Genomic DNA, 20425 nt, shown 5'->3' on the forward strand with positions numbered 1-20425 from the left:
ACGGATGCAGTACCGCCCCGGACTGCTGGTCGGCTTCCTGGCCAGCACCGGCTTGGAGTTCGGATCGTTCCTATAACAACCGCCCTTAATGATCTTTAGAACACCATCGGCGGCCAGCCCGGTCATAACCTTGAAAGAACCTTTCGTGAGGGCTGCGCCAAGTCGCCCGAGGACACCCCTGCCCAGGTGACGTTCCGCCTCCTTAAGGGGACCGCTCAGGAGCGCACGCTCTTGATCAAAGAGATACTTCGACGCTTCGTCCGCGGACGAAGCGTCGACCGGGAAGCCCGCGTAGAGAGCATGCAGTTGAGCGCGGAACTCCTCGTACGAGTCATCGCTCCTGACCTTCGCGACAACGGACGGAGTCAGGTTCGCGAGGATCGGCAGTTCCGTCGTCATCAAGGCGGTCGTCACTCGGTTGCCAGGGCTGGTGAAGGCGCCGAGACCGTTCTGGCAGAGGTGCGCCTCGTGGCGAAAGGGGGCGGTGTAGGTTGCGCCGACGCTGCGAGCAAGGGCGTACTCGCGAGCGAAGTGGCGCATCCCGTGCTCTAGGCTCTTGCGGACAGAGGCGTCTTGATCTCCGGGGGCACAAACGAACTGACCTCGGATGTTGTCTTCCGCCGTGATCTCGGTTGCGGCGAACTGCCTGGTGTAGGCCGTGGTATCAGTCACCAACCGCGTCATCAATTCTCGCGCCATGCTGTCGATGTCTGGTGACTGCCTTAGGTTCAGGTCGGCTGACGGGGCGAAGACGACCGCACCGCTTTCCACCAACGGGCGAAGGTGGCGCAGAGCAGGGATTGTGGCGGACAAGAACGCACGCGTCTGTGCGACCAGCGGCTCACAGGTCTCTGGATTCAAGTACCCGGGACGGCTGGACATCAAATGCGGTACTCGGTATTGGCTGTAGGAGAACCAGTCCGTCAGGGGGTCCTTGACAACGACTGAGTCCGCATAGAGCAGCGTTGACATGATCAGGTCGCCAGATACGGCCCAGAAGTTGGCCGAAGGCCACCCGCCCAGATAGATCGACCCTCGCCCCACTTGCGGTGCGTCTGCCGCTTGTGCAAGGCGCCGCGCCTCCATGCCCAAGTCATACAGGCGCCGCCCTGGTAACCGAGCGACGTCAGGGTCCGAATCACGCGCGAAGAAGTTGTCAATGACGTCAAGGACGGTGATCGGCAAGGCAACCTCTCGGATCCGCGCGTGACCGAGCCACTTGGTGCTCGCCGTCGGAAGCGCCGAGCACTCAGCCGAGGCTACGTCCTGGAGATGACACTCCCCGCGCTTCGGCGATGTGCTCCGCAGCCCCCACCTAGACCGGCCGGGACACCGTCATGATCGCCAGCGTGAGAGGCGACCCTGGACGGCAGGGCTCGTCCACACGTCTGGCCGCTTCCCACAACCGGCTTCCGTCCGGCTGCGCCGATCGGGGGAAGGGTGGGCCGAAGGCCAATCCCGAAGGGACGCGCAGCGCCCTTCCGGCGACCGGTGCAGCCGGCACACTCCCCCGGGTGGGAAGCGGCATCTCCCGTCATCCGGCCTGGCGCCGATGGCCGCTCCCAGTCCGCATCCAGCCCGCACTCAGTCCGCAGAACGTCCAGTTGAGGCCCTCAACGACCGTAGATCACAAAATGGCATAATCGCAGGTCAACGGTTATGTCCGCTGACGACCAACAACAGCCAATCACCCACGGAACGTATTCCTAAACCGTGTGTCGCAGGTTCGAATCCTGCCGGGGGGGCACTGGCGTACCTGCAGGTCAGCGCTCCTCCGATGTCTCACCCGAGGTCGTCCGGCCGCGGACCGACGAGCCGGGTGTCGTCCTCCGCCCCTCGGAGCAGGGGGACCTCACCGGTGTGCACGATCTCCTGCGCGATCGTGCGCAGTTTGGTGTTGGTCTCGTTGGAAATCCGCACGAGCGCCGCGAAGGCCTGTTCCGCCGTGAGCTTGTACCGCTCCATCAGGATGCCCTTCGCCTGGTCGATGACCGGACGGAGGTCGAGGGCGAGCCGGAGGTTCTCGGCGAGCTCCACGGTGTCCTCGTACGCGTACATGTTCGCGACCGTGGTCGCCGCATGGGTGGCGAACCGCTCCGCTGCCCCGCGACGGCCGAGGTCGGCGTGGACGTCCCGTCCCACGTACAGGTTGAAGCTGCCCAGCACCGTCCGCTGGGCCGGCAGCGGGGAGGACAACACACCGTGGCAGCCGCGCCCGGCGGCCTCCCGGGCGAAGTCCGCCCACGGGCCCTGGGGCCGGGCGGTGACGACGGTGACCGGCCGCCCACGCCGAGCGGCTTCCAGGCACGGCCCCGTGTCGCTGCGGTACTGAAACTCATCGAGGTCGACGGCCAGGGCTCCGCTGGCCGCCACGGTGCTGCCCCTGTCGTGGTTCACCAGGGTGACCGACGCCTCCAGCGGTCGGTCGAGCACCGTCGCAGCGATGTCGGTGACCTCGTGCACGACGGCCGGCAGAGAGCGTCCTGCGAACGGGATCGTGCTGAGCTGCGCGAGCGCGGCCAGCAGTTGGTCGTCGGGCCTGGGCACGGTGGTACTCCGGGAGCCTGTGCAGCGGGATGCGGTGGTCGCTGCGGGTCTGCGAGACCCCGTGGGTTCCAGGGCTCGGTCGAGAGGGGGGCGAGGCCCCGGGGTGCGCCGGCTGCGTGACGCGCGGTTCAAGAGGACACTACCCAGCAGCGCCAGCGTCCCCGGGGGCATCCGGGTCACCTGGCCCAGCGCGGGCCGGTCGTCAGCTGCGGAGCGTGGTGTTCGGGGTGGTCCCGTACCGGGCGCGGTAGGCGGCGCTGAACCGGCCGGCGTGCGGGGCGGACCCGGCGGAGGTAGGCCATCGGGGTGCACGCGTGGTGGCGGGTGAACGCCTGCTGCAGGGCCGCTGCGGTGGTTGACTCCGGCCACCCACCCACCCCTGCAGCGCCGCCGCGGGCCGAGTGGGTCCGGCCCGCTCCTCCGCGGGTACCGGCACGTGCATGGCACTCCGCAACGCGGCGGTCGCGGCCGCCGGCCAGTGGGTCGACCCCGACGACGGCATCCGCTACCCCGCAGGTGAGGTCCACGGGTGGGAGCGGGGGCGCAACGAGACGGTCTGCGGCCTGTCGCTGAGCCGGTCGCGGCTGGCCCGCTTCCCGCACGTCAGCTGGGCCGACGTCCAGCCGGAGTCCGGCCGCCACGCCGAGGAGGTGCAGGAGGTCTGCCGGCGCTGCCGGGCGGGGCTGGGCGGACGGCGGGACGAGCGCGGCTGGACGCGAACCAACCCCCGGCCCTGAGTCAGCGCCGCCGCGAGAACACGTACCGGAACGGGCCGGGCAGGCGCACCGACCAGCGCCGTCCACGGGGGCTGTAGCCGACCGGGCCGACGTGCAGGCTGGGCGAGATCCCGCGGCGGCTGACGTCCAGGCGGAGCGGTCCGAGGCGCTTGGTCAGGCGGAAGCGGAAGGGCATGCAGGGGTCCTACCAGCTGCTCCCGTGTCGCCCGCAGGGGCGACATCACCCCGGCGGGGCGACACTCTCCCACGCTGCGAGGCGTTACCGTCTCTGCACGCATGTCGAGTCCCGGCAACGGCGCCGGGGACGAGCGGAGGGGGAGACCCAGCATGGAGACGAGCGTGGTCGACGTCCCGGATCGGGGGCGCTTCGAGGTGCGGCTCGGGGACCGGGTCGTCGGCCTGGCCAGCTACCACGTCGAGAACGGCACCATGACGCTGCCGCACACCGAGGTCGACCCCTCCGTCGGTGGGCGCGGCATCGGCTCGGCGCTCGTCGCCGGCGTGCTCTCCGCCGCCCGGGAGCGCGGGCTGACCGTGCTGCCCTACTGCTCGTTCGTGCGTCACTACATCCAGCAGCACCCGGAGGACATCGACCTCGTCGCCGAGGACGACCGGCCGCACTTCGGCCTGGCCACCGCCGACCGCTGACCTGCGGCTCCGCCCGCAGCTGCCTACGCTCGCGCGGGTGCCCACCGCGCTGCTCTAGTTCCGCCGCGACCTGAGGCTGGCCGACCACCCCGCCCTGCTCGACGCCCGGGAGGCGGCCGGGCCGGACGGCGCCGTCCTGCCGCTGTTCGTCTTCGACCCCCGGCTGTGGGGTCCCTCCGGGCTGCCCCGCCGGCAGTTCCTCCTCGACTGCCTCGCCGACCTCGGCGGTCAGGTGGACGGCGCCCTGGTGCTGCGCTCCGGCGACCCGGCGCGGGTGGTGCCCGACCTGGCCCGCGAGGTCGGCGCGGTGAGCGTGCACGTCTCGGCCGACACCGGCGTCCACGGCCGGCAGCGGGACGCGGCGGTCGAGCGCGCCCTCGGCGACGTCCCGTTCGTGCGCACCGGCTCCCCGTACGCGGTGACGCCGGGCCGGGTCACCAAGTCCGATGGGACGCCGTTCCGGGTCTTCTCCCCCTTCGCCCGCGCCTGGCGCGAGCACGGCTGGCGGGCCCCGGCGCCGCGGCCGGAGTCGGTGCCCTGGAGCACCGGCGTCCGCTCCGAGGACCCGCCCGAGGTCTCCGGCCTGGACGGCGTCCGGCTGCCCCCGGCCGGCGAGGCGGCCGCCTCCGACGCCTGGCGGCGCTTCCGCGCGGAGCGGATCGACGACTACAAGCGGACCCGCAACACCCCGGGCACCGACGGCACCAGCCGGCTGTCGGCCTACCTGAAGTACGGCTGCGTGCACCCGCGCACGCTGCTGGCCGACATCGAGGACCTCGACTCCGAGGCCGCCGACAGGTTCCGCACCGAGCTGTGCTGGCGGGACTTCTACGCCGAGGTCCTGTGGCACCGCCCGGAGTCCGCCCGCGAGCCGCTGGACGGGCGGATGCGCGCGATGACCTACGACACCGGCCCGGACGCCGACGCGCGGTTCGCGGCGTGGGCGCAGGGCCGCACCGGCTACCCGGTCGTCGACGCCGGGATGCGCCAGCTGCTCGGCGAGGCCTACGTGCACAACCGCGTGCGGATGATCGTCGCGTCGTTCCTGGTCAAGGACCTGCACCTCGACTGGCGGCGCGGGGCGCGGTACTTCATGCAGCACCTCGTCGACGGCGACCTGGCCAGCAACAACCACGGCTGGCAATGGGTCGCCGGGACCGGCACCGACGCCTCGCCGCACTACCGGGTCTTCAACCCCACCCGGCAGGGGAAGGAGTTCGACCCGGACGGCGACTACGTGCGCCGCTGGGTGCCCGAGCTGCGCGACGTCCCGGCCCGGTACGTGCACGAGCCGTGGCTCGCGCCGGACGGCGTCCCGGACGGGTACCCGCTGCCGGTCGTCGACCACGCCGAGGAGCTCCGGGTGGCGCTGGAGCGCTACGAGCAGGTGCGCGCGCTGATCAGCCGCGGGCGCGGATCCAGTCCGGCAGCAGCCCGGAGGCCAACAGCCGCCCCCGCAGCGGCGCCAGCAGCTCCACCAGCCGCTGCGTGCCGTTGGCCCCGAGGTGCGCCCAGCCGGTCACCGCCAGCCGGTCGGTGGTCGCCTCGACCTCCGCGCGCAGGGCCCGGCCGGCGTCGGTGAGGCCGCCGTCGTCGACCAGCCCGCGGTCGCGGCAGCGCTGCTCCCCCGCCGTCCACTCGGCGTCGCTCCAGCCACGGGTGGTGCGCACGAAGTCGGTGCTGTCCGAGGCCAGCCCACCGGTGACCAGCGCCTCCACGGGGTCCAGCCCGGCGGCCATGAGTGCAGTGACGTGGCCGTCGCCGCGGTGCTCGCGCACCAGCAGGCCGGCGTGCCAGAGCTGCAGCAGCGGGTCCTCGGGCCAGTCGGCGCCGCTCCAGGCCGCGTACAGGGGCCGCCCGGCCGCACCGAGCCCCGCACACGCCTCCCGGGCCAGCTCCAGCGCCTCGGCGACGTCGGGCTCCCCCAGCACCCGGTGCAGGGCCGCGGCGACGGCGTCCCTGCGGGCGGCCGCCCACTCCTCCGGCGTGCCGGCCGCCCAGACCGCCGGCACCGCCCGGGCCACCAGGTCGGGCGAGAAGACGTAGAAGGTGGCGACGACGAGCGCCGGGTCGGCCGCACCGAACGCCGACGAACGGGCGGCGAAGTAGCCCGCGCGGGTCGCCGGCACCCCGAAGCGGTCGTAGGCCTGCTGCACCTCCGGGGCGAAGTAGGCGACGACGTGCAGGGTCTCCAGCGACCCCCACGCGCTCCGGGCCAGCTGCGGTGTCACCTGGGTCACCCCGTCATCGTGGCGGAGCCGCTGGCCGGGGGCGAAGCTGGGGTCATGACCTGGCGAGCCGCCCGTGCCTGAGGGACACACGCTGTACCGGCTGGCCCGGGACCAGACGCTGGCCTTCGCCGGCCGTCCGGTGCACGTGACCAGCCCGCAGGGCCGTTTCGCCGCCGGCGCGGCGCTGCTCGACGGCCGGGTGCTCGACGAGGTGATCTCCTACGGCAAGCACCTGTTCGCCTGCTTCGGCCCCGACACCCTGCACGTGCACCTGGGGCTCTACGGCACCTACACCTCCGGCGAGGGCACGCCGCCACCCCCGCGCGGCGCGCTGCGGATGCGCTGGGAGGGCGAGGGCCCCGACGGCCTGGGCATGTGGACCGACCTGCGCGGCGCCACCGCCTGCGAGGTGCTCACCGCGCCGGAGGTCGACCGCATCCTCGACCGCCTCGGCCCTGACCCGCTGCGGCCGCGCAGCGACGGCTCGGTGGCTCACAGGCGGATCGCCGGCAGCCGCACCGCGCTCGGCGCGCTGCTCATGGACCAGTCGGTGCTCGCCGGGGTCGGCAACGTCTACCGCGCCGAGATCCTCTTCCGGCACGCCGTCTCGCCGTTCCGCCCGGGCCGGGACGTCGACGCCGCCACGTGGACCGCGATGTGGGCCGACCTGGTGGTGCTCATGCGCGCCGGCGTCCGGATGGGCCGGATCGTCACCACCCGCCCGGAGCACCGCAACCGCCGCGGCGGCGCCGTCCGCCGGGAGGACGCGCACTACGTGTACCGGCGCACCGGGCTGCCCTGCCGGGTCTGCGGGACGCCGGTGCAGACCCAGGTGATGGTCGGCCGCAACCTCCACTGGTGCCCGATCTGCCAGGCCGCCTGACCCGGTGACCGCGGGGTCGGTGCGACCTATCGTGGGGCCATGGCCGGCGGGGGGCGTGCTCTTGGGGTGGCCGCGCTCGCCGCGGCGTCCCTGGCCCTCGGCGTGCCCACCGCGGCGGCCGACCCGGGGGACGACGCCGCGGTCGGCTACGACGTCTCCTATCCCCAGTGCGGCGACGCGCTGCCCGACGACCCGGCGTTCGCGATCGTCGGCGTGAACGGCGGGCTGGCCACGCGGCCCAACCCCTGCCTGGCCGGGCAGCTGGCCTGGGCCGCGGAGGAGACCACCGGCGTGGTCGAGGCCCAACCGCGGCTGCAGCTCTACGTCAACACCGCCAACCCCGGCCAGGTCCGCGACCGGGTGACCACCTGGCCCGCACGCGGGCGCACCCCGTACGGCCGCTGCGAGGGCGACAACAGCCGGGCCTGCTCGTGGCAGTACGGGTGGGAGCGGGTCGCCGTCACGGTGACGGAGTTCTTCCTCCCCGCCGCGGAGGCCGCCGGCGTCGACCCCGACCCCGGCGACCACACCTGGTGGCTCGACGTCGAGACGACGAACACCTGGCAGACCGGTTCGGCGCCCGCCCGCGCCCGCAACCGCGCGGCGCTCGAGGGGATGGCCGCCCGGCTGTCGGCCACCGGTGCGGAGGTCGGCCTCTACTCCACCGGCTACCAGTGGCGGCGGATCGCCGGTGTGGTGCCCCGGTCCAGCCCGCTGCACGACCTCGACAGCTGGCTGGCCGGCTCGACCTCCCTCGCCGGCGCCCGCGCCGCGTGCCTGCGCGACCCGCTCGTCGACGGCGGCGACGTGGTTCTCACCCAGTACGTCGTCGACGGGCTGGACCACGACCACAGCTGTGTTTAGAGGGTGCCCTTGCCGTCGTCCCCGGTCGGGAGGGGCTGGAGCACCTGCAGTGCCGGGGCGCCGGCGAGCTTGCCCTCCAGCTGCCGCGACAGCTCGGTGAACGGCTCGCCCTTCCCGTGCGCGGCCAGCGCCTCGGGGCTCGCCCACTGCTCGATCATGACCAGGGAGCCGTCGCGCGCCTCGTGCAGCGCGTAGCGCTGGCACCCATCCTCCCCGTGCACCTGCGGGACGGCGGCCAGCACGGCCTCCCGCACCGCCTGGGCGTGCTCGGGCTGCGGGGTGATGGTGGCGACGACGACGACGGACACGGGCTGCCTCCTGCGCTCGGGGTTCTCGGAGCCTGGTGCTTGCCCACCCGGGCGGGACAGGATGCGTGTCGTGTCGGCCGACGATGACCCCGATCCCCCGTCCCCTCCCCCGCGGCGGCTGCGGGTGGCCGTCGTCGGCGCCGGCCCGGCGGGCATCTACACCGCCGAGGCGCTCACCCGGCAGCAGGACGTGCCGGTCGCCGTCGACCTGGTCGACCGGCTGCCCACCCCGTTCGGCCTGGTGCGCCACGGCATCGCCCCGGACCACCCGAAGATGCGGGCCATCCGCGACACCCTGCACCGGGCGCTGGACCACCCCGCGGTGCGCTTCGTCGGCAACGTCGAGATCGGGCGAGACCTCTCCTGCCGCGAGCTGCACGCCGCGGTCGACGCCGTCGTCTACACCTACGGCGCCGCGCTGGACCGGCAGTTGGCCGTCCCCGGCGAGGAGCTGCCCGGCAGCCTGGCCGCCACCGCGCTGGTCGCCTGGTACACCGGCCACCCCGACGCCGACCGGGCGACGGTCGAGGCGGCGCTGGCGGGTGCCCGGTCGGTCGTCGTCGTGGGGGTCGGCAACGTCGCGCTCGACGTGGCCCGCGTGCTGGCCCGCACCCCGGCCGAGCTCGAGCCCACGGACATGCCGCAGCACGTGCTCGACGCCCTCGCCGCCGCCCCGGTCGAGCGGGTCACCGTGCTGGGCCGGCGCGGCCCCGCGCAGGCCACCTTCACCACCCAGGAGCTGCGCGAGCTCGGCGAGCTGGCCGGGGCCGACGTGCTGGTCGATCCGGGCGACCTGGAGCTGGACGCCGCGGCCGAGGAGCGCGTCGCGGCCGACCGGGTGGTGTCGCGGAACCTGGCCGTGCTGCACGAGTGGGCGCAGCACACGGCGCAGCCGGGCCGGACGACGGTGACGCTGCGCTTCTTCTCGCGCCCGGTGCGCCTGCTCGGCGAGGACCGGGTGACCGGCGTGGAGGTCGAGCGGACCGTCGTGGACGAGGACGGCCGCGCCTCGGGCACCGGCGAGACCACCGTACTGGCGGCCGACCTGGTGGTCCGCTCGGTCGGGTACCGCGGCGGCGAGCTGCCCGAGCTGCCGCTCGACCCCCGGCGCGGGACCGTGCCCAACGACCTGGGCCGGGTGCTGCGCGGTGGGGAGCCCTCCCCCGGCGAGTACGTCGCCGGCTGGATCAAGCGCGGGCCGACCGGCGTCGTCGGCACCAACAAGCACGACGCCCGCGAGACGGTGGCCGCGCTGCTGGCCGACGTCGCCGCCGGCGTCGTCCGCCCCGGCAGCAGTGGGGACGACGACCTGGTGGCGACCCTGCGCGCGAACGGCGCCGACCCGGTGCTGCTCGAGGACTGGCGGGCCATCGACGCCGCCGAGGTCGCGCTCGGGGCGACCCGCGGCCGGGCCCGCACGACGCTGCACGAGTGGGAGTCGCTGCTGGCCGCCGTGAAGGAGGCGGCCGCGCGGGTGCGCTGACCGCTGACGAGCCGGTTGACCGGTCCCGTCCGGGGTTGGAGACTTGCCGCCTCGCGGAGGGAACCGGCCATGGCATGGAACCTCAAGGGCAGCTACGCCGAGACGTGCTCGTGCGAGCTGATGTGCCCGTGCAATCTCTCGTTGGACCACGGCGCCACCTACGACTACTGCCGGGCGACCCTGGCCTTCGACATCCGCCAGGGCGAGGTCGACGGCACCGACGTCCGGGGTCGCAGGGTGGTGACGATCATCGACACCCCGAAGGTGATGACCGACGGGAACTGGCGACTCGGCATGTTCGTCGACGACCAGGCGTCGGACGAGCAGTTCGACAAGCTGGTCAAGGTCTTCGGTGGGCAGCTCGGCGGCCCGATGGCCGCGCTCGCCCCGCTCGTGGCGGAGGTCGTCGGCGTCGATCGGGCGCCGATCGAGATCCGCGACGACGGTCTGCGGCACAGCGTCCGCGTCGGCGACGCCATCGACTTCGAGGTCGAGGACATCGTGCCGTTCGGCAAGGAGGACGGTCAGCCGGTCAGGTTCGACGGCGCGTTCCACCCGGTCGCGCCGAACCTGACGATGGCCGAGGCGCGGCGCTCGCGGATCGATGCCTTCGGCATCCGGTACGAGGGCAGGACCGGCGTGTCCATCGCGGAGTTCTCCTGGGCCGGGTGACCCCATGAGCGCTCCGGCGCAGGCACGCCCCACCTCGGACCGCGGCCTCCTGCCGGCCTTCGCTGCTGTCCGTGCCCGACTGGGGCTCGTCGCCGTCCTGTTCGCCCTCGCGGGCGTCGGCTGGTGGTGGACCGCCCGCCAGATGCAGGGCATGGACGAGGGCCCATGGACCGGCCTGGGCGCGCTGGGCTGGTTCCTCGGCGTCTGGGTCGTGATGATGGCCGCGATGATGTTCCCGTCGGTCGCGCCGACGGTGGCGCTGTACTCCCGCATGACCAGGCAGCGGTCTCCGCTGTCGCCCCTGCTGTTCGCGGGGGGCTATCTGGTCACGTGGGCAGGGGCGGGCCTGGTCGCCTTCGCGCTCGTGGCGACCGTGGACAGGGTCGCGGGAGACGTGCTCGCGTGGGACCGTGCGGGCCGGTGGGTCGCTGCTGCCACGCTCGTCGTCGCGGCGGTCTACGAGCTGACCCCGCTCAAGGACGTCTGCCTCGGCAAGTGCCGCAGCCCGCTCGGGTTCCTCCTCGGCTCCTGGCGCGACGGGCGCTGGGGTGCGCTGCGGATGGGTGCGAAACACGGTGCGTGGTGCGTCGGATGCTGTTGGGCGCTGATGGCGTCGCTGTTCGCGTTGGGCGTCATGAGTGTCGCCTGGATGGCCTTCGTCGCCGGGCTGATCGCCATCGAGAAGACCCTCCCGTGGCGCCGGGTGGCGAACTACGGGACTGCGGTCGTGCTGCTCACCCTCGGCGTCTTGTTGTGGCTGGCCCCCCACGGGATGCCGGCCCTCACCGTTCCCGGCGACGACCTGGTCAACGAGATGGAGCCGATGGGCTCCTAGCACTCCTTTCGCCTCGAGCACCGACTCGGCCGGCGACACGGTCGTGCCCGGCCGGGCGGCCTGACCGTCAGGTCAGGGCGCGCAGCAGCTCCCGCGCCGCGTCGGGGGTGCCGGCGACGAACCGGATCAGCCGCTCGGTGTCCGGCTCCAGCACCAGTGGCTCGCCGTCGGGGGTGAGCGCCACCCCGCCGGCCGCGGCCAGCAGGGCCAGACCTCCGGCGACGTCGTGCACGTGGGTGCCGCTGCGGTCGAGGTTCTGCCAGGCGCCGGCCGCGCCGTCGGCGACCAGGCACAGGTCGATCGCGGTGCACCCGGTGACCCGCACCCGTCGCGTGCCCGCGGGGACGACGACCACCCCACCCGGCGGCGCCGTGGGGACGACGACCGTCGCGCCCGGCCGCGGCCCGACCGGGACGCCGTCGCGGGTGGTGCCCCGGCCGATCGCGCCGGCCCACCGGCGGCCCGACGACAGGTCGGCGACCAGCCCGGCGACCGGCCGGCCGTCCTGCACCAGCGCCACGGAGAAGGCCCACGGCGGCAGCCCGGCACGGAAGTTCCCGGTGCCGTCGAGCGGGTCGAGCACCGCCCACGGCGCACCGGCGGGCACCTCGCGGTCGGCCCGCTCCTCGCTGAGCACGGTCACCCCCAGGGGGCGCAGCGCGTGCGCGGCGGCCAGGTGCGCGGCCTCGTCGGCGCCCAGCGACGGGCTGCCGTCGGCCTTGGTCGCCTCCTGACCGGCGTCCCGGGCCAGCGCGACGGCGACCTCCACCCGGGTCGCGGCCAGGGCGGCCAGGTACAGGAAGCGGTCGGCGAGCGGGGCGCCGTCCGGCGGGGTGGGGACGGCGACGACGTCGTCGGTCGCGGCGTCGCGCACCCGCTCGCAGCCCCAGGCCGACGCGGCGGCGAGGACGGCGGGGTGCGTGGTCCCGGCGCCGTGCCGGCGGGCCAGCACCGCCTCGGCGTGCCCGTCGGCGGACCACCCGCGGCGCAGCAGGGCGACGCCGCCCCGGCCGTCGACGAGCAGCCGGAGGCCGGGGTCGGTGAGCGTGGTGGCCAGGGCGACCGGCGCGACGCCGAGGGACCGGGCCGCGGCCTGCACCTGCGCGGACCCGGTGGCCATCCGCAGGTCCAGCGGCGCGGGGTCGGCCCACTCCTCCGGCTGCGGCTCAGCCACTGTTGCGCAGGGCCGTGGCGATGCCGTTGATGGTCAGCTGGATGTTGCGGCGGACCAGCTCGTCGTCGTCCCCACCCTGCCCCTCGTACCCACGACGCCGGCGCAGCATCTCCACCTGCAGGTGGTGCAGCGGCTCGAGGTAGGGGAAGCGGTTGCGGATCGACCGCGCCAGCGAGGGGTTGTCGGCCAGCAGCCGGTCGTCACCGGTGACCGCCAGCAGCATCCGGCAGCTGCGCTCGTGCTCGGCGGTGAGCTGGTCGAACACGCGGTGCCGCAGCTGCTCGTCGGGCACCAGCTCGGCGTAGCGGGCGGCCAGATCGAGGTCGGTCTTGGCCAGCACCATGCCCATGTTGGACAGCATCGTGCGCAACCACGGCCAGCGCCTGTGGAGCTCCTGCAGCCGGGCCAGCCGGGCCGGGTCGCCGTCGACCCAGCTCTCCAGCGCCGACCCGGTGCCGTACCAGCCGGGCAGCATGATCCGCGCCTGTGACCAGCTGAACACCCACGGGATCGCGCGCAGGTCGGCGATCGAGTTCCCCGCCTTGCGCGACGGCGGCCGGCTGCCGATGTTCAGCTCGGCCAGCTCGCTGATCGGCGTGGCCGCCCGGAACCAGTCGACGAAGCCCGGCGTCTCGTGCACCAGCGCCCGGTAGGCCTGCTGCGCGCGGGCGGCGAGGTCGTCGAGCAGCGCGTAGGCGGGCTCGGCGTCGTCCCCCAGGCCCTCGGTGTCGAGCAGGGTGGCCTCCAGCGTGGCCGCCACCATCGCCTCCAGGTTGCGCCGGGCGCGGTCGGGCTCGGCGTACTTGGCGGCGATGACCTCGCCCTGCTCGGTGATCCGCAGCGCGCCGGCCACCGACCCGGGCGGCTGGGCCCGGATCGCGTCGTAGCTCGGGCCACCGCCGCGGCCGACGGTGCCGCCGCGGCCGTGGAACAGCCGCAGCCGCACGCCCTCGCGCCGGGCGACCTCCACCAGCGCCAGCTCGGCCCGGTACAGCGCCCAGTTGGCCGCCAGGTAGCCGCCGTCCTTGTTGCTGTCGGAGTAGCCGAGCATGACCTCCTGCACGTCCCCGCGGGTGCGCAGCAGCGCCCGGTAGAGCGGCTGGCCCAGGACGGCGGTCATGGTCTCCGCGGCGCGCTGCAGGTCGCCGATCGTCTCGAACAGCGGGGAGATGCCGACCGGGCAGCGAGGCCCGTCCTCGCCGTCGGGGTCGAGCAGGCCGACCTCCTTGAGCAGGACGGCGACCTCGAGGACGTCGCTGACCGACTCGCACATGCTGATCACGTAGTTCGGGACCGCCTCGGGCCCCAGCGTGCGGACCTGGCCGGCCGCGGCGAGCAGCACGTCGAGCTCGCCGCGGGCGAGGTCGGACAGCGCGGCGTCCGGGCGCACCAGGGGACGGCGCATCCGCAGCTCGCCGACCAGCAGCTCGACCCGCTGCGCCTCGTCGAGGGCGGCGTAGTCCGGGCAGACCCCGGCCCAGGCGAACAGCTCGGCGAGGACCTCCTCGTGGACGGCGGAGTTCTGCCGCATGTCCAGGCCGGCCAGGTGGAAGCCGAAGACCTCGACGGCCTCGCGCAGCCGGGCCAGCCGGTCGTCGGCCAGCGCGCCGGCGCCGTGCGTGCGCAGCGAGGCGTCGATGGTGGCGAGGTCGGCGAGCACCTCCTCGGGTGTCGCGTACGGCTCGAGGACGGCGTGCGGCGGCGGACCGGGCACCGAACCGAGCACCCGCTGCGCGGTCGCGGCCAGCCGGGCGTGCATGCCGTGCAGGGCGCGCCGGTAGGGCTCGTCGGCGCGGAACGGCGAGTCGTCGTCGGAGGCGTCGGCCAGGCGGGCCAGCTGCGGCGTCGGGGTGATGAGCCGGTCGGACATCGACAGCTCGTCGTGCAGCGCCAGCAGCTCGGCCAGGTGGTGACCCAGCGCCGTCTCCGCCTGCCGGGTGCTGGCCCGGCGGACGGCGTCGGCGGTGACGAACGGGTTGCCGTCGCGGTCGCCGCCGATCCACGAGCCGGGCAGCAGCACCGGCCGGTCCAGGCCGGCCGACGGCCAGCGCTCGCGCAGTGACCGGCGCAGCTCGGCGTTGATCGCCGGGACGACCTCGAACAGCGAGAGCTCGTAGTAGCGCAGCGCCTCGTCGATCTCGTCGGCCAGCCGCAGCCGGGACAGCCGCAGCAGCGCCGTCTGCCAGAGCGTGAGCACCGCGCGCTCCAGCTCCGCCGCCCAGGCCGGGTCGTCGGCCTCGCCCGGCGCGGACCGGTCGCGCCGGCGGATCAGCTCGGTGATCTGCCGCTGGACGCGGGAGATCGTGCGGCGGCGGACCTCGGTGGGGTGCGCGGTGACGACCGGGCTGACCAGGGCGCCGGCCAGCGCGCGGGCGACGACGTCGGCGTCGAGGTGCGCGGCGTCGAGCAGCGCGAAGGTGGTGGCCAGGCTGCCCTTCTGCGGCGGCGAGCCCTCGATGCGGTGGAAGCGGCGGCGGCGCTCGTGGTGGAGGTCCTCGGCGAGGTTGGCCAGCAGCGAGAAGTGACTGAACGCGCGGATGACGTGGTTGGCCGCGCGCACGTCGAGGGCGCCGAGCCGGGCGGCGACGTCGGCGCGGTCCACCTCCGAGCGGCGCAGCCGGAAGGCCTCCACGCGGGTGGACTCGACGAGCGCGAGGACGTCGTCCCCCGACTGCTCGCCGATCACCTCGCCGAGGACCCGGCCCAGCAGCCGGATGTCCTCGCGCAGCGGGGCGTCGGCGGCGTCCTCCTCGATTCCCCCGTGGTGGCGCAGGTCGGCGATGTCGACGGTGGCTTCGGACACCCGGTGAGTATCGACCGCCCGTGTGACGGGTGCGTGTCCTGGGGACACCCCCGTCGTGCAGCGACTCACCGCCACGCCCGTGCCCGGCCTGTCCCCCGCCCAGCACGGCGAGGGTCCGACCTGGGACGCCGGGGGCGGTGAGCTGCTGTGGGTGGACATCGCGGGTGGGCTGGTCCGCCGGGCGGCGGTGGATGCCGACGGCACGCTCACCGAGACCGGGGTGCACCGCGGCGGGGACACCGTCGGTGCCGTCGTCCCGGCGGCGGACGGCGGGTGGCTGCTCGCCGCGGACGGCGGCTTCACCCACCTGGCACCCGACGGCACCGCCCGGGTGCTCCTCGCGCTCGCCGGTGAGGGCGGCACCGAGGCCGATGGCGGCACCCGCATGAACGACGCGGCCTGCGACCCGGCCGGCCGGTTCTACGCCGGCACCATGGCCTTCGACCAGCGGCCCGGCGCCGCGACCCTGTACCGGCTGGACCTCGACGGCACCGTCACGCCCGTGCTCGACGGGCTGACCGTCTCCAACGGCATCGACTGGTCCCCCGACGGCCGCACCGTCTACCTCGCCGACTCCGGCCCCGGCCTGGTGCACGCCTTCCGGTACGACCCCGACACGGGCGCGTTCGCCGACGGCCGGGTGCTCCTGGAGTTCGACGGGGACGACGGCGTCGCCGACGGGCTCACCGTCGACGACGAGGGCTGCCTCTGGACGGCGCTCTGGGGCGGCGGGCAGGTACGCCGCTGGTCACCGGAGGGTGAACTGCTCGCGGTCGTCGAGGTGCCGGGGGTGGCCCAGACGTCGAGCTGCGCGTTCGCCGGGCCGGCGCGCGACCTGCTGGTGGTCAGCACCTCGGCAGAGGGTCTGGACGACGCCGCGCGGGCCGCCCAGCCCGACGCCGGCCGGCTGTTCACCGCCCGCCCGGGGGGAACCGGTCCACCGGCGGGGGTCTACCGCGGCCCCGTGGAGGGCCTGCGCCAGCAGAGCTGACCCCCTCCGGTGGCCATTTCCGCGGAAACCGCCGACCCTCCGGTGGCCATTTCCGCGGAAAACGCCACGGGGTCCTTCGTCAACCGCCGAGCTCGCGCAGCGCCCGCGCCGCGAGGTCGTCGCCGTCCGCGGCGCCGAGCCGGAAGTGCTCCACCGCGCCGTCGAGGTCGCCGCGGTCGGCCAGCAGCACGGCCAGGTTGTGGTGGCAGTAGCCGTCGCCGGCGGCGATGCCCGCGCGGTAGGCCTCCTCGGCCGCCTCCTCGTCCGCCAGGTCCTCGGCGTAGAAGTTGCCCAGCGGCAGCCACGCCTGGGCCTCGCCGAGCTTGGCGCTGCGCTCGAGGGTGAAGCGGGCCTCGGCCATCCGGCCGGTGACGCGCAGCAGCGCGGCCAGGGCCACCCGCGCGCCGGGGAAGCGGTCGGCCCCGCAGCGCAGGTCGGTCTCCAGCGAGGGGTCGTGCGAGGCGGCCCACCGCCAGCAGGCGACCACCGCGGCGGCGACGTCGTCCCCCGTGGCCGCGAGCTCGGCCGCCACCGCGAGGGCCTGCTCGTGCTCGCCCTGGTCGTACAGCAGGAACGCCAACTGCAGCCCGCCCTGGGTGTCCCCGGAGGCACCGGCGCCCCGGTAGGCGCGCATCGCCCCGGCCAGGTCGCCGAGCTCCTCCAGCACCAGCCCGAGGTTGATCCAGGCCTCGCGCTCGCCGCCGGCCAGCGCGCGCTCGTAGGCGTCGACGGCCTCCTCGACCCGGCCGCGCGCGGCCAGCGAGTTGCCCAGGTTGAACCAGCCGAGCCCGTCCCCCAGCTCGGCCGCCCGGCGGAAGCAGCGCTCGGCGTCCTGGTGACGCCCGGCATCGGCCAGGTCGCAGCCCAGCTCGATGACGGCGTCGGCGTCCCGGCAGGCGCGCAGCCTCCGGAGGCGCCCGTCGAGGTCCTCCCGCATGCGGCCGATCATCGCGGCGTCCTGGGCGGCCCGTCCTCCCCCGGCCGGGCGGTCTCACCCGTCGGAGGAGGGGCGGGTCACCCGGGGGGAGTCAGGAGCCGAAGGCCTCGCGCCAGGCCGGCAGCAGGGTCTGCTGCGTCCAGTCCAGGTAGGGCCGCTGGTGGTCCCCGCCGATCTGCACCAGGGCCAGGTGGGTGAAGCCGGCGTCGGCGTACGCCTTCGCGCCCTCGAGCACCGCGTCGACGTCGTCCCCGCACGGGATGCTCCCGGCGACGTCCTCCTCCCGGACGAACTGGCTGGCCCCCGCGAACCCCGCCGTCCCGGGCAGGTCGGCGTTGACCTTCCAGCCCAGGCCGAACCAGCGGAACAGCTCGTGCGCGCGCCGGACCGCGGCGTCACGGTCGGTGTCGTAGCAGATCGGCATCTGGCCGACCCGCGGCTTCCCGGCGCCGCCGGCGGCCTCGAAGCCCTGGACCAGCTCGGCCTCCGGGTCGGTGGCGATCAGCAGGTCGGCGTACTCGCCGGCCAGCTGCACCGACCTCTCCCCGGACGCCGCGATGCCGATCGGCACTCCGCCCTCGGGCCGGTCCCAGATCCGGCCCCCGTCGACGGAGTGGTACTCGCCGTGGAAGGTCGTGTAGCCGTCGGTGGAGAGCAGCTCGCGGATGATCTGCACCGCCTCGGCGAACATCTCGTGGCGGACGGCGACCGGCGGCCAGCCCTCACCGATGACGTGCTCGTTGAGGTTCTCCCCCGCGCCCAGACCCAGGGTGAACCGGCCGTCGGAGAGCAGCTGCAGCGTGGCCGCCTGCTGGGCCACCACGGCCGGGTGGTACCGCATGATCGGGCAGGTCACGTAGGTCATCAGGTCGATCCGGCTGGTGGCGTGGGCCGCGGCGCCGAGGGTCACCCAGGCGTTCGGCGAGTGCCCCATCTCGTCCAGCCACGGGAAGAAGTGGTCGCTGCTGACGGCGAAGTCGAAGCCGGCCTCCTCGGCGCCGATCACGTGACCGACCAGGTCCTTCGGCCCGGCCTGCTCGGTCATCATCGTGTAGCCCAGCTGCATCCCCATGCCGCCGCGCTACCCCCGGTGGGCGGGGGCAACCCGGTCACGAGCGGCGAGATCGGCAGGCCCCGTCCCGGGTCCCGCTCCGAGCTTGCGAGGAGGGGGGCGGACGGGGTCCTTCTTCAGATCCCCTCGGCCCGCAGCGCCTCGCGCACCTTCGTCCGGCCGCTGGTGCGCAGCAGGGCGCCGGCGTAGACCCGCCCGCCGAGCCGGACGGCCAGGCCGATGGCGGCCAGCATGAGGACGACGGCCAGCGCCACCTCCCAGCCCGCCGCTCCCCCGGCCGCCCGGCGCACCGGCATGACGAGCGGGGAGAGGCCGGGCACGAAGGAGGTGACCGTGGCCAGGGTGCCGGTGGGGTCGCCGGCGGCCTGGATCGCCACGAAGAACCCGACGACGAGCAGCACCGTCGCCGGCATGAGCACGCTGCCGAGGTCCTCCTGCCGGGTGACCAGCGAGGCGGCCACCGCGAAGACGCAGGCGTAGAAGGCGTAACCGAGGACGAACCAGGCGACGACCGCGGCCACCGTGCCGATCAGCTCCCCGGGGACGTCGACCAGGTCGAACGCCAGCGCGCCGGTCACGCCCACCGCGGCGATGACGACGATCTGCCCCAGCCCCAGCAGGCCGAGCCCGAGGATCTTCCCGGCCAGCAGCTGCCACGGCCGCATGGTCGCCAGGAGCAGCTCCACCACCCGGCTGGCCTTCTCCTCCACCACGCCCTGCGCGACGAACTGGGCGAACAGGATCAGCAGGCCGTAGAGGACGACGACACCGATGATCGCCACGACGACCCGCTGGCCGTCGTCCTCCCCCTCGTCGCCGACCGGGGTGACCGCCACCTGGGGCAGGGACTGCAGGTCGACGCCGGCCTCGAGCAGCCGGTCGGAGACGGCCAGCCCGCTGACCGCGCCGCCGACGACCGCCTCCAGCGCGGGGGCCCGGTCGACGAGCAGCAGCTCGGGGGCCGGCCCGATGCCGCCGACCAGGGCCGCGTCGACCTCCTCGGCCTCGACGGCGTCGCGCGCCGCGGCCTCGTCGGGCACGTCGACGACCTCGACCGCCACGCCGACCGCCTCGCCCTGCGCCTCGATCGCGGGCCCGAGCCGGCCGTCGTCGGCCGCGACGGCGACGCGGCTGGCCTGGTCCCCGCTGGTGACCGCCACCTGGAAGGCCATCGTCCCCAGCAGCAGCAGGAGGATGACCACCGAGCTGATGATGAAGTTCTTGTCGCGGATGCGGCTGGAGACCTCCCGCGCCGCGACCAGCCGGACCAGGGCGGCGCTGCCCGGCGTGCGGGGTCCGGACGACGTCACGCGGCGACCTCCCCGGCCGGCTCGGCGACCGCCTCGCGGAACAGCTCGACCAGGCTCGGCTCGCGCCAGGCGAAGTGCGCGACCCGGCCCGTGCGCAGCGCCGCGGCGAGCACCGCCTGGTCGTCGGTGCCGGGCGCCAGCTGCAGCAGGGTGTCGCCGGCCCGCTCGGAGACCACCCGCACGCCCGGCAGCCCGGCCGCCCACCCCGGCGGCGCGTCCGGGACGACGACCCGCAGCAGCCGGCCGGACTCCCGGCGGCGCAGCTCGGCGACCGGCCCGGCGGCCACCATCGACCCGCGGGCGAGGATGCCGACGGCGTCGCAGAGCCGCTCGACCAGGTCCAGCTGGTGGCTGGAGAAGACGACCGGGACGCCGCCGCGGACCTGCTCCAGCAGCGCCTCGGCCAGCGCGTCGACGCCCACTGGGTCCAGGCCGGAGAACGGCTCGTCGAGGATGAGCACCTCCGGCCGGCTGACCAGGGCCGCCGCCAGCTGCACCCGCTGCTGGTTGCCCAGCGACAGCTCCTCCACCCGGGAGCGGCGGCGCTCGGCCAGGCCGAGCCGGTCGGCCCAGTGCTCTGCGGCGCGGGCGGCGGCCGCGGCGTCCAGCCCGTGCAGCCGCGCGAAGTAGGCCAGCTGCTCGCCGACCCGCATCTTCGGGTAGAGACCGCGCTCCTCCGGCATGTAGCCCACCCGACGGCGCAGCGCCTGGTCCAGCGGTCGGCCCTGCCAGCGCACCTCGCCGCCGTCGGCGCGCACCAGCCCCATCGCGATCCGCATCGTCGTCGTCTTGCCGGCGCCGTTGGAGCCGCAGAAGCCGAACATCGAGCCCGGGGCGACGGCGAAGGAGACCCCGTCGAGCACCCGGTTGGCCCCGTAGCTCTTGTGCAGACCCTCGAACTCCAGCACGCGCACTCCCCGTCCGTGGAAC

Annotated in this window: 19 protein-coding genes and 1 pseudogene; 9 read left to right on the plus strand and 11 right to left on the minus strand. The window is 74.4% G+C overall.

What is annotated here, in order from left to right; genetic code table 11:
• Together CNO22_RS12055 and CNO22_RS12060 are read right to left on the minus strand one after the other, a co-directional pair.
• A partial coding sequence (locus CNO22_RS12055) for a hypothetical protein (RefSeq protein WP_157936917.1) occupies positions 1 to 1185 on the minus strand: 1185 nt, incomplete at its 3' end.
• Positions 1186 to 1782: 597 nt separating this feature from the next.
• Positions 1783 to 2547, minus strand: a complete 765-nt coding sequence (locus tag CNO22_RS12060; RefSeq protein WP_198588276.1) for an ANTAR domain-containing response regulator — start codon at positions 2545 to 2547, stop codon at positions 1783 to 1785.
• A gap of 440 nt (positions 2548 to 2987) precedes the next feature.
• Here CNO22_RS12060 and CNO22_RS12065 point away from each other — a divergent pair, with 440 nt between their 5' ends.
• Entirely contained in the window at positions 2988 to 3284 is a 297-nt protein-coding gene (locus CNO22_RS12065; protein ID WP_100499609.1) for a hypothetical protein, read from the plus strand.
• Between the two features lies 1 nt (position 3285).
• Here the strand turns inward: CNO22_RS12065 and CNO22_RS12070 are convergent, their stop codons facing one another.
• Positions 3286 to 3459 carry a DUF4236 domain-containing protein gene (locus tag CNO22_RS12070; protein WP_100499610.1) on the minus strand — a complete coding sequence of 58 codons (174 nt, stop codon included), beginning with the start codon at positions 3457 to 3459 and terminating at the stop codon, positions 3286 to 3288.
• Positions 3460 to 3611: 152 nt separating this feature from the next.
• Between CNO22_RS12070 and CNO22_RS12075 the strand changes: the two genes are divergently transcribed.
• Complete coding sequence (locus tag CNO22_RS12075; RefSeq protein WP_100499611.1) at positions 3612 to 3932, plus strand: GNAT family N-acetyltransferase; 321 nt, start codon at positions 3612 to 3614, stop codon at positions 3930 to 3932.
• A gap of 70 nt (positions 3933 to 4002) precedes the next feature.
• Positions 4003 to 5307, plus strand: a pseudogene (locus CNO22_RS12080) (cryptochrome/photolyase family protein); the annotation flags it as partial.
• Between the two features lie 25 nt (positions 5308 to 5332).
• On the opposite strand, the gene CNO22_RS12085 reads toward CNO22_RS12080, so the two are convergent.
• Positions 5333 to 6172, minus strand: a complete 840-nt coding sequence (locus tag CNO22_RS12085) for an SCO6745 family protein (RefSeq protein ID WP_100499612.1) — start codon at positions 6170 to 6172, stop codon at positions 5333 to 5335.
• Positions 6173 to 6236: 64 nt separating this feature from the next.
• Here CNO22_RS12085 and CNO22_RS12090 point away from each other — a divergent pair, with 64 nt between their 5' ends.
• Entirely contained in the window at positions 6237 to 7046 is an 810-nt protein-coding gene (locus tag CNO22_RS12090; RefSeq protein ID WP_100499613.1) for an Fpg/Nei family DNA glycosylase, read from the plus strand.
• Between the two features lie 39 nt (positions 7047 to 7085).
• Entirely contained in the window at positions 7086 to 7910 is an 825-nt protein-coding gene (locus CNO22_RS12095; protein ID WP_100499614.1) for a glycoside hydrolase family 25 domain-containing protein, read from the plus strand.
• On the opposite strand, the gene CNO22_RS12100 is transcribed toward CNO22_RS12095, so the two are convergent.
• Complete coding sequence (locus CNO22_RS12100) at positions 7907 to 8218, minus strand: putative quinol monooxygenase (RefSeq protein ID WP_198588277.1); 312 nt, start codon at positions 8216 to 8218, stop codon at positions 7907 to 7909. The genes CNO22_RS12095 and CNO22_RS12100 overlap by 4 nt on opposite strands.
• A gap of 61 nt (positions 8219 to 8279) precedes the next feature.
• Here CNO22_RS12100 and CNO22_RS12105 point away from each other — a divergent pair, with 61 nt between their 5' ends.
• The 3 genes from CNO22_RS12105 to CNO22_RS12115 all read left to right on the plus strand — a co-directional run bounded on the left by CNO22_RS12105 (position 8280) and on the right by CNO22_RS12115 (position 11208).
• Entirely contained in the window at positions 8280 to 9701 is a 1422-nt protein-coding gene (locus tag CNO22_RS12105) for an FAD-dependent oxidoreductase (protein WP_100499615.1), read from the plus strand.
• Between the two features lie 69 nt (positions 9702 to 9770).
• Positions 9771 to 10373: a DUF1326 domain-containing protein gene (locus CNO22_RS12110; RefSeq protein ID WP_100499616.1), complete on the plus strand. Its 603-nt coding sequence runs from the start codon at positions 9771 to 9773 to the stop codon at positions 10371 to 10373.
• A 4-nt stretch (positions 10374 to 10377) separates the two neighbouring features.
• On the plus strand, positions 10378 to 11208 hold the full coding sequence (locus CNO22_RS12115) for a DUF2182 domain-containing protein (RefSeq protein ID WP_100499617.1): 831 nt from the start codon (positions 10378 to 10380) through the stop codon (positions 11206 to 11208).
• 67 nt (positions 11209 to 11275) lie between these two features.
• Here the strand turns inward: CNO22_RS12115 and CNO22_RS12120 are convergent, their stop codons facing one another.
• Both CNO22_RS12120 and ppc read right to left on the minus strand, forming a co-directional pair.
• Entirely contained in the window at positions 11276 to 12382 is a 1107-nt protein-coding gene (locus CNO22_RS12120; protein ID WP_100499618.1) for an inositol monophosphatase family protein, read from the minus strand.
• The gene (gene ppc / locus CNO22_RS12125; protein ID WP_198588279.1) at positions 12375 to 15185 is read right to left on the minus strand and encodes a phosphoenolpyruvate carboxylase; all 2811 of its coding nucleotides are present in this window, start codon (positions 15183 to 15185) and stop codon (positions 12375 to 12377) included. The genes CNO22_RS12120 and ppc overlap by 8 nt, the downstream gene beginning before the upstream one ends.
• A 55-nt stretch (positions 15186 to 15240) precedes the next feature.
• Between ppc and CNO22_RS12130 the strand changes: the two genes are divergently transcribed.
• Positions 15241 to 16176, plus strand: coding sequence for an SMP-30/gluconolactonase/LRE family protein (locus tag CNO22_RS12130; RefSeq protein ID WP_100499619.1), 936 nt, complete (start codon positions 15241 to 15243; stop codon positions 16174 to 16176).
• Between the two features lie 79 nt (positions 16177 to 16255).
• On the opposite strand, the gene CNO22_RS12135 is transcribed toward CNO22_RS12130, so the two are convergent.
• The 4 genes from CNO22_RS12135 to CNO22_RS12150 form a co-directional block, all read right to left on the minus strand.
• A complete protein-coding gene (locus CNO22_RS12135; protein WP_232806982.1) occupies positions 16256 to 17125 on the minus strand; it encodes a tetratricopeptide repeat protein in 870 nt (289 codons plus the stop codon).
• A 79-nt stretch (positions 17126 to 17204) separates the two neighbouring features.
• Positions 17205 to 18185 carry a TIGR03557 family F420-dependent LLM class oxidoreductase gene (locus tag CNO22_RS12140; RefSeq protein ID WP_100499620.1) on the minus strand — a complete coding sequence of 327 codons (981 nt, stop codon included), beginning with the start codon at positions 18183 to 18185 and terminating at the stop codon, positions 17205 to 17207.
• Between the two features lie 116 nt (positions 18186 to 18301).
• Complete coding sequence (locus CNO22_RS12145; RefSeq protein ID WP_100499621.1) at positions 18302 to 19495, minus strand: ABC transporter permease; 1194 nt, start codon at positions 19493 to 19495, stop codon at positions 18302 to 18304.
• Positions 19492 to 20403, minus strand: a complete 912-nt coding sequence (locus CNO22_RS12150; RefSeq protein ID WP_100499632.1) for an ABC transporter ATP-binding protein — start codon at positions 20401 to 20403, stop codon at positions 19492 to 19494. The genes CNO22_RS12145 and CNO22_RS12150 overlap by 4 nt, the downstream gene beginning before the upstream one ends.
• Positions 20404 to 20425 lie beyond the last annotated feature (22 nt).

Source organism: Geodermatophilus chilensis (assembly GCF_002802985.1).
In the GTDB taxonomy this organism is placed as follows: Bacteria; Actinomycetota; Actinomycetes; order Mycobacteriales; family Geodermatophilaceae; genus Geodermatophilus; species Geodermatophilus chilensis.

Bases quoted from the DNA above. Each gene is read 5' to 3' on its own strand.
- CNO22_RS12110 (WP_100499616.1), top strand. From the start codon at position 9,771: ATGGCATGGAACCTCAAGGGCAGCTACGCCGAGACGTGCTCGTGCGAG.
- CNO22_RS12140 (WP_100499620.1), bottom strand. From the start codon at position 18,185: ATGGGGATGCAGCTGGGCTACACGATGATGACCGAGCAGGCCGGGCCG.
- CNO22_RS12115 (WP_100499617.1), top strand. From the start codon at position 10,378: ATGAGCGCTCCGGCGCAGGCACGCCCCACCTCGGACCGCGGCCTCCTG.
- CNO22_RS12135 (WP_232806982.1), bottom strand. From the start codon at position 17,125: ATGATCGGCCGCATGCGGGAGGACCTCGACGGGCGCCTCCGGAGGCTG.
- CNO22_RS12095 (WP_100499614.1), top strand. From the start codon at position 7,086: ATGGCCGGCGGGGGGCGTGCTCTTGGGGTGGCCGCGCTCGCCGCGGCG.
- CNO22_RS12070 (WP_100499610.1), bottom strand. From the start codon at position 3,459: ATGCCCTTCCGCTTCCGCCTGACCAAGCGCCTCGGACCGCTCCGCCTG.
- CNO22_RS12075 (WP_100499611.1), top strand. From the start codon at position 3,612: ATGGAGACGAGCGTGGTCGACGTCCCGGATCGGGGGCGCTTCGAGGTG.
- CNO22_RS12065 (WP_100499609.1), top strand. From the start codon at position 2,988: ATGGCACTCCGCAACGCGGCGGTCGCGGCCGCCGGCCAGTGGGTCGAC.
- CNO22_RS12105 (WP_100499615.1), top strand. From the start codon at position 8,280: ATGCGTGTCGTGTCGGCCGACGATGACCCCGATCCCCCGTCCCCTCCC.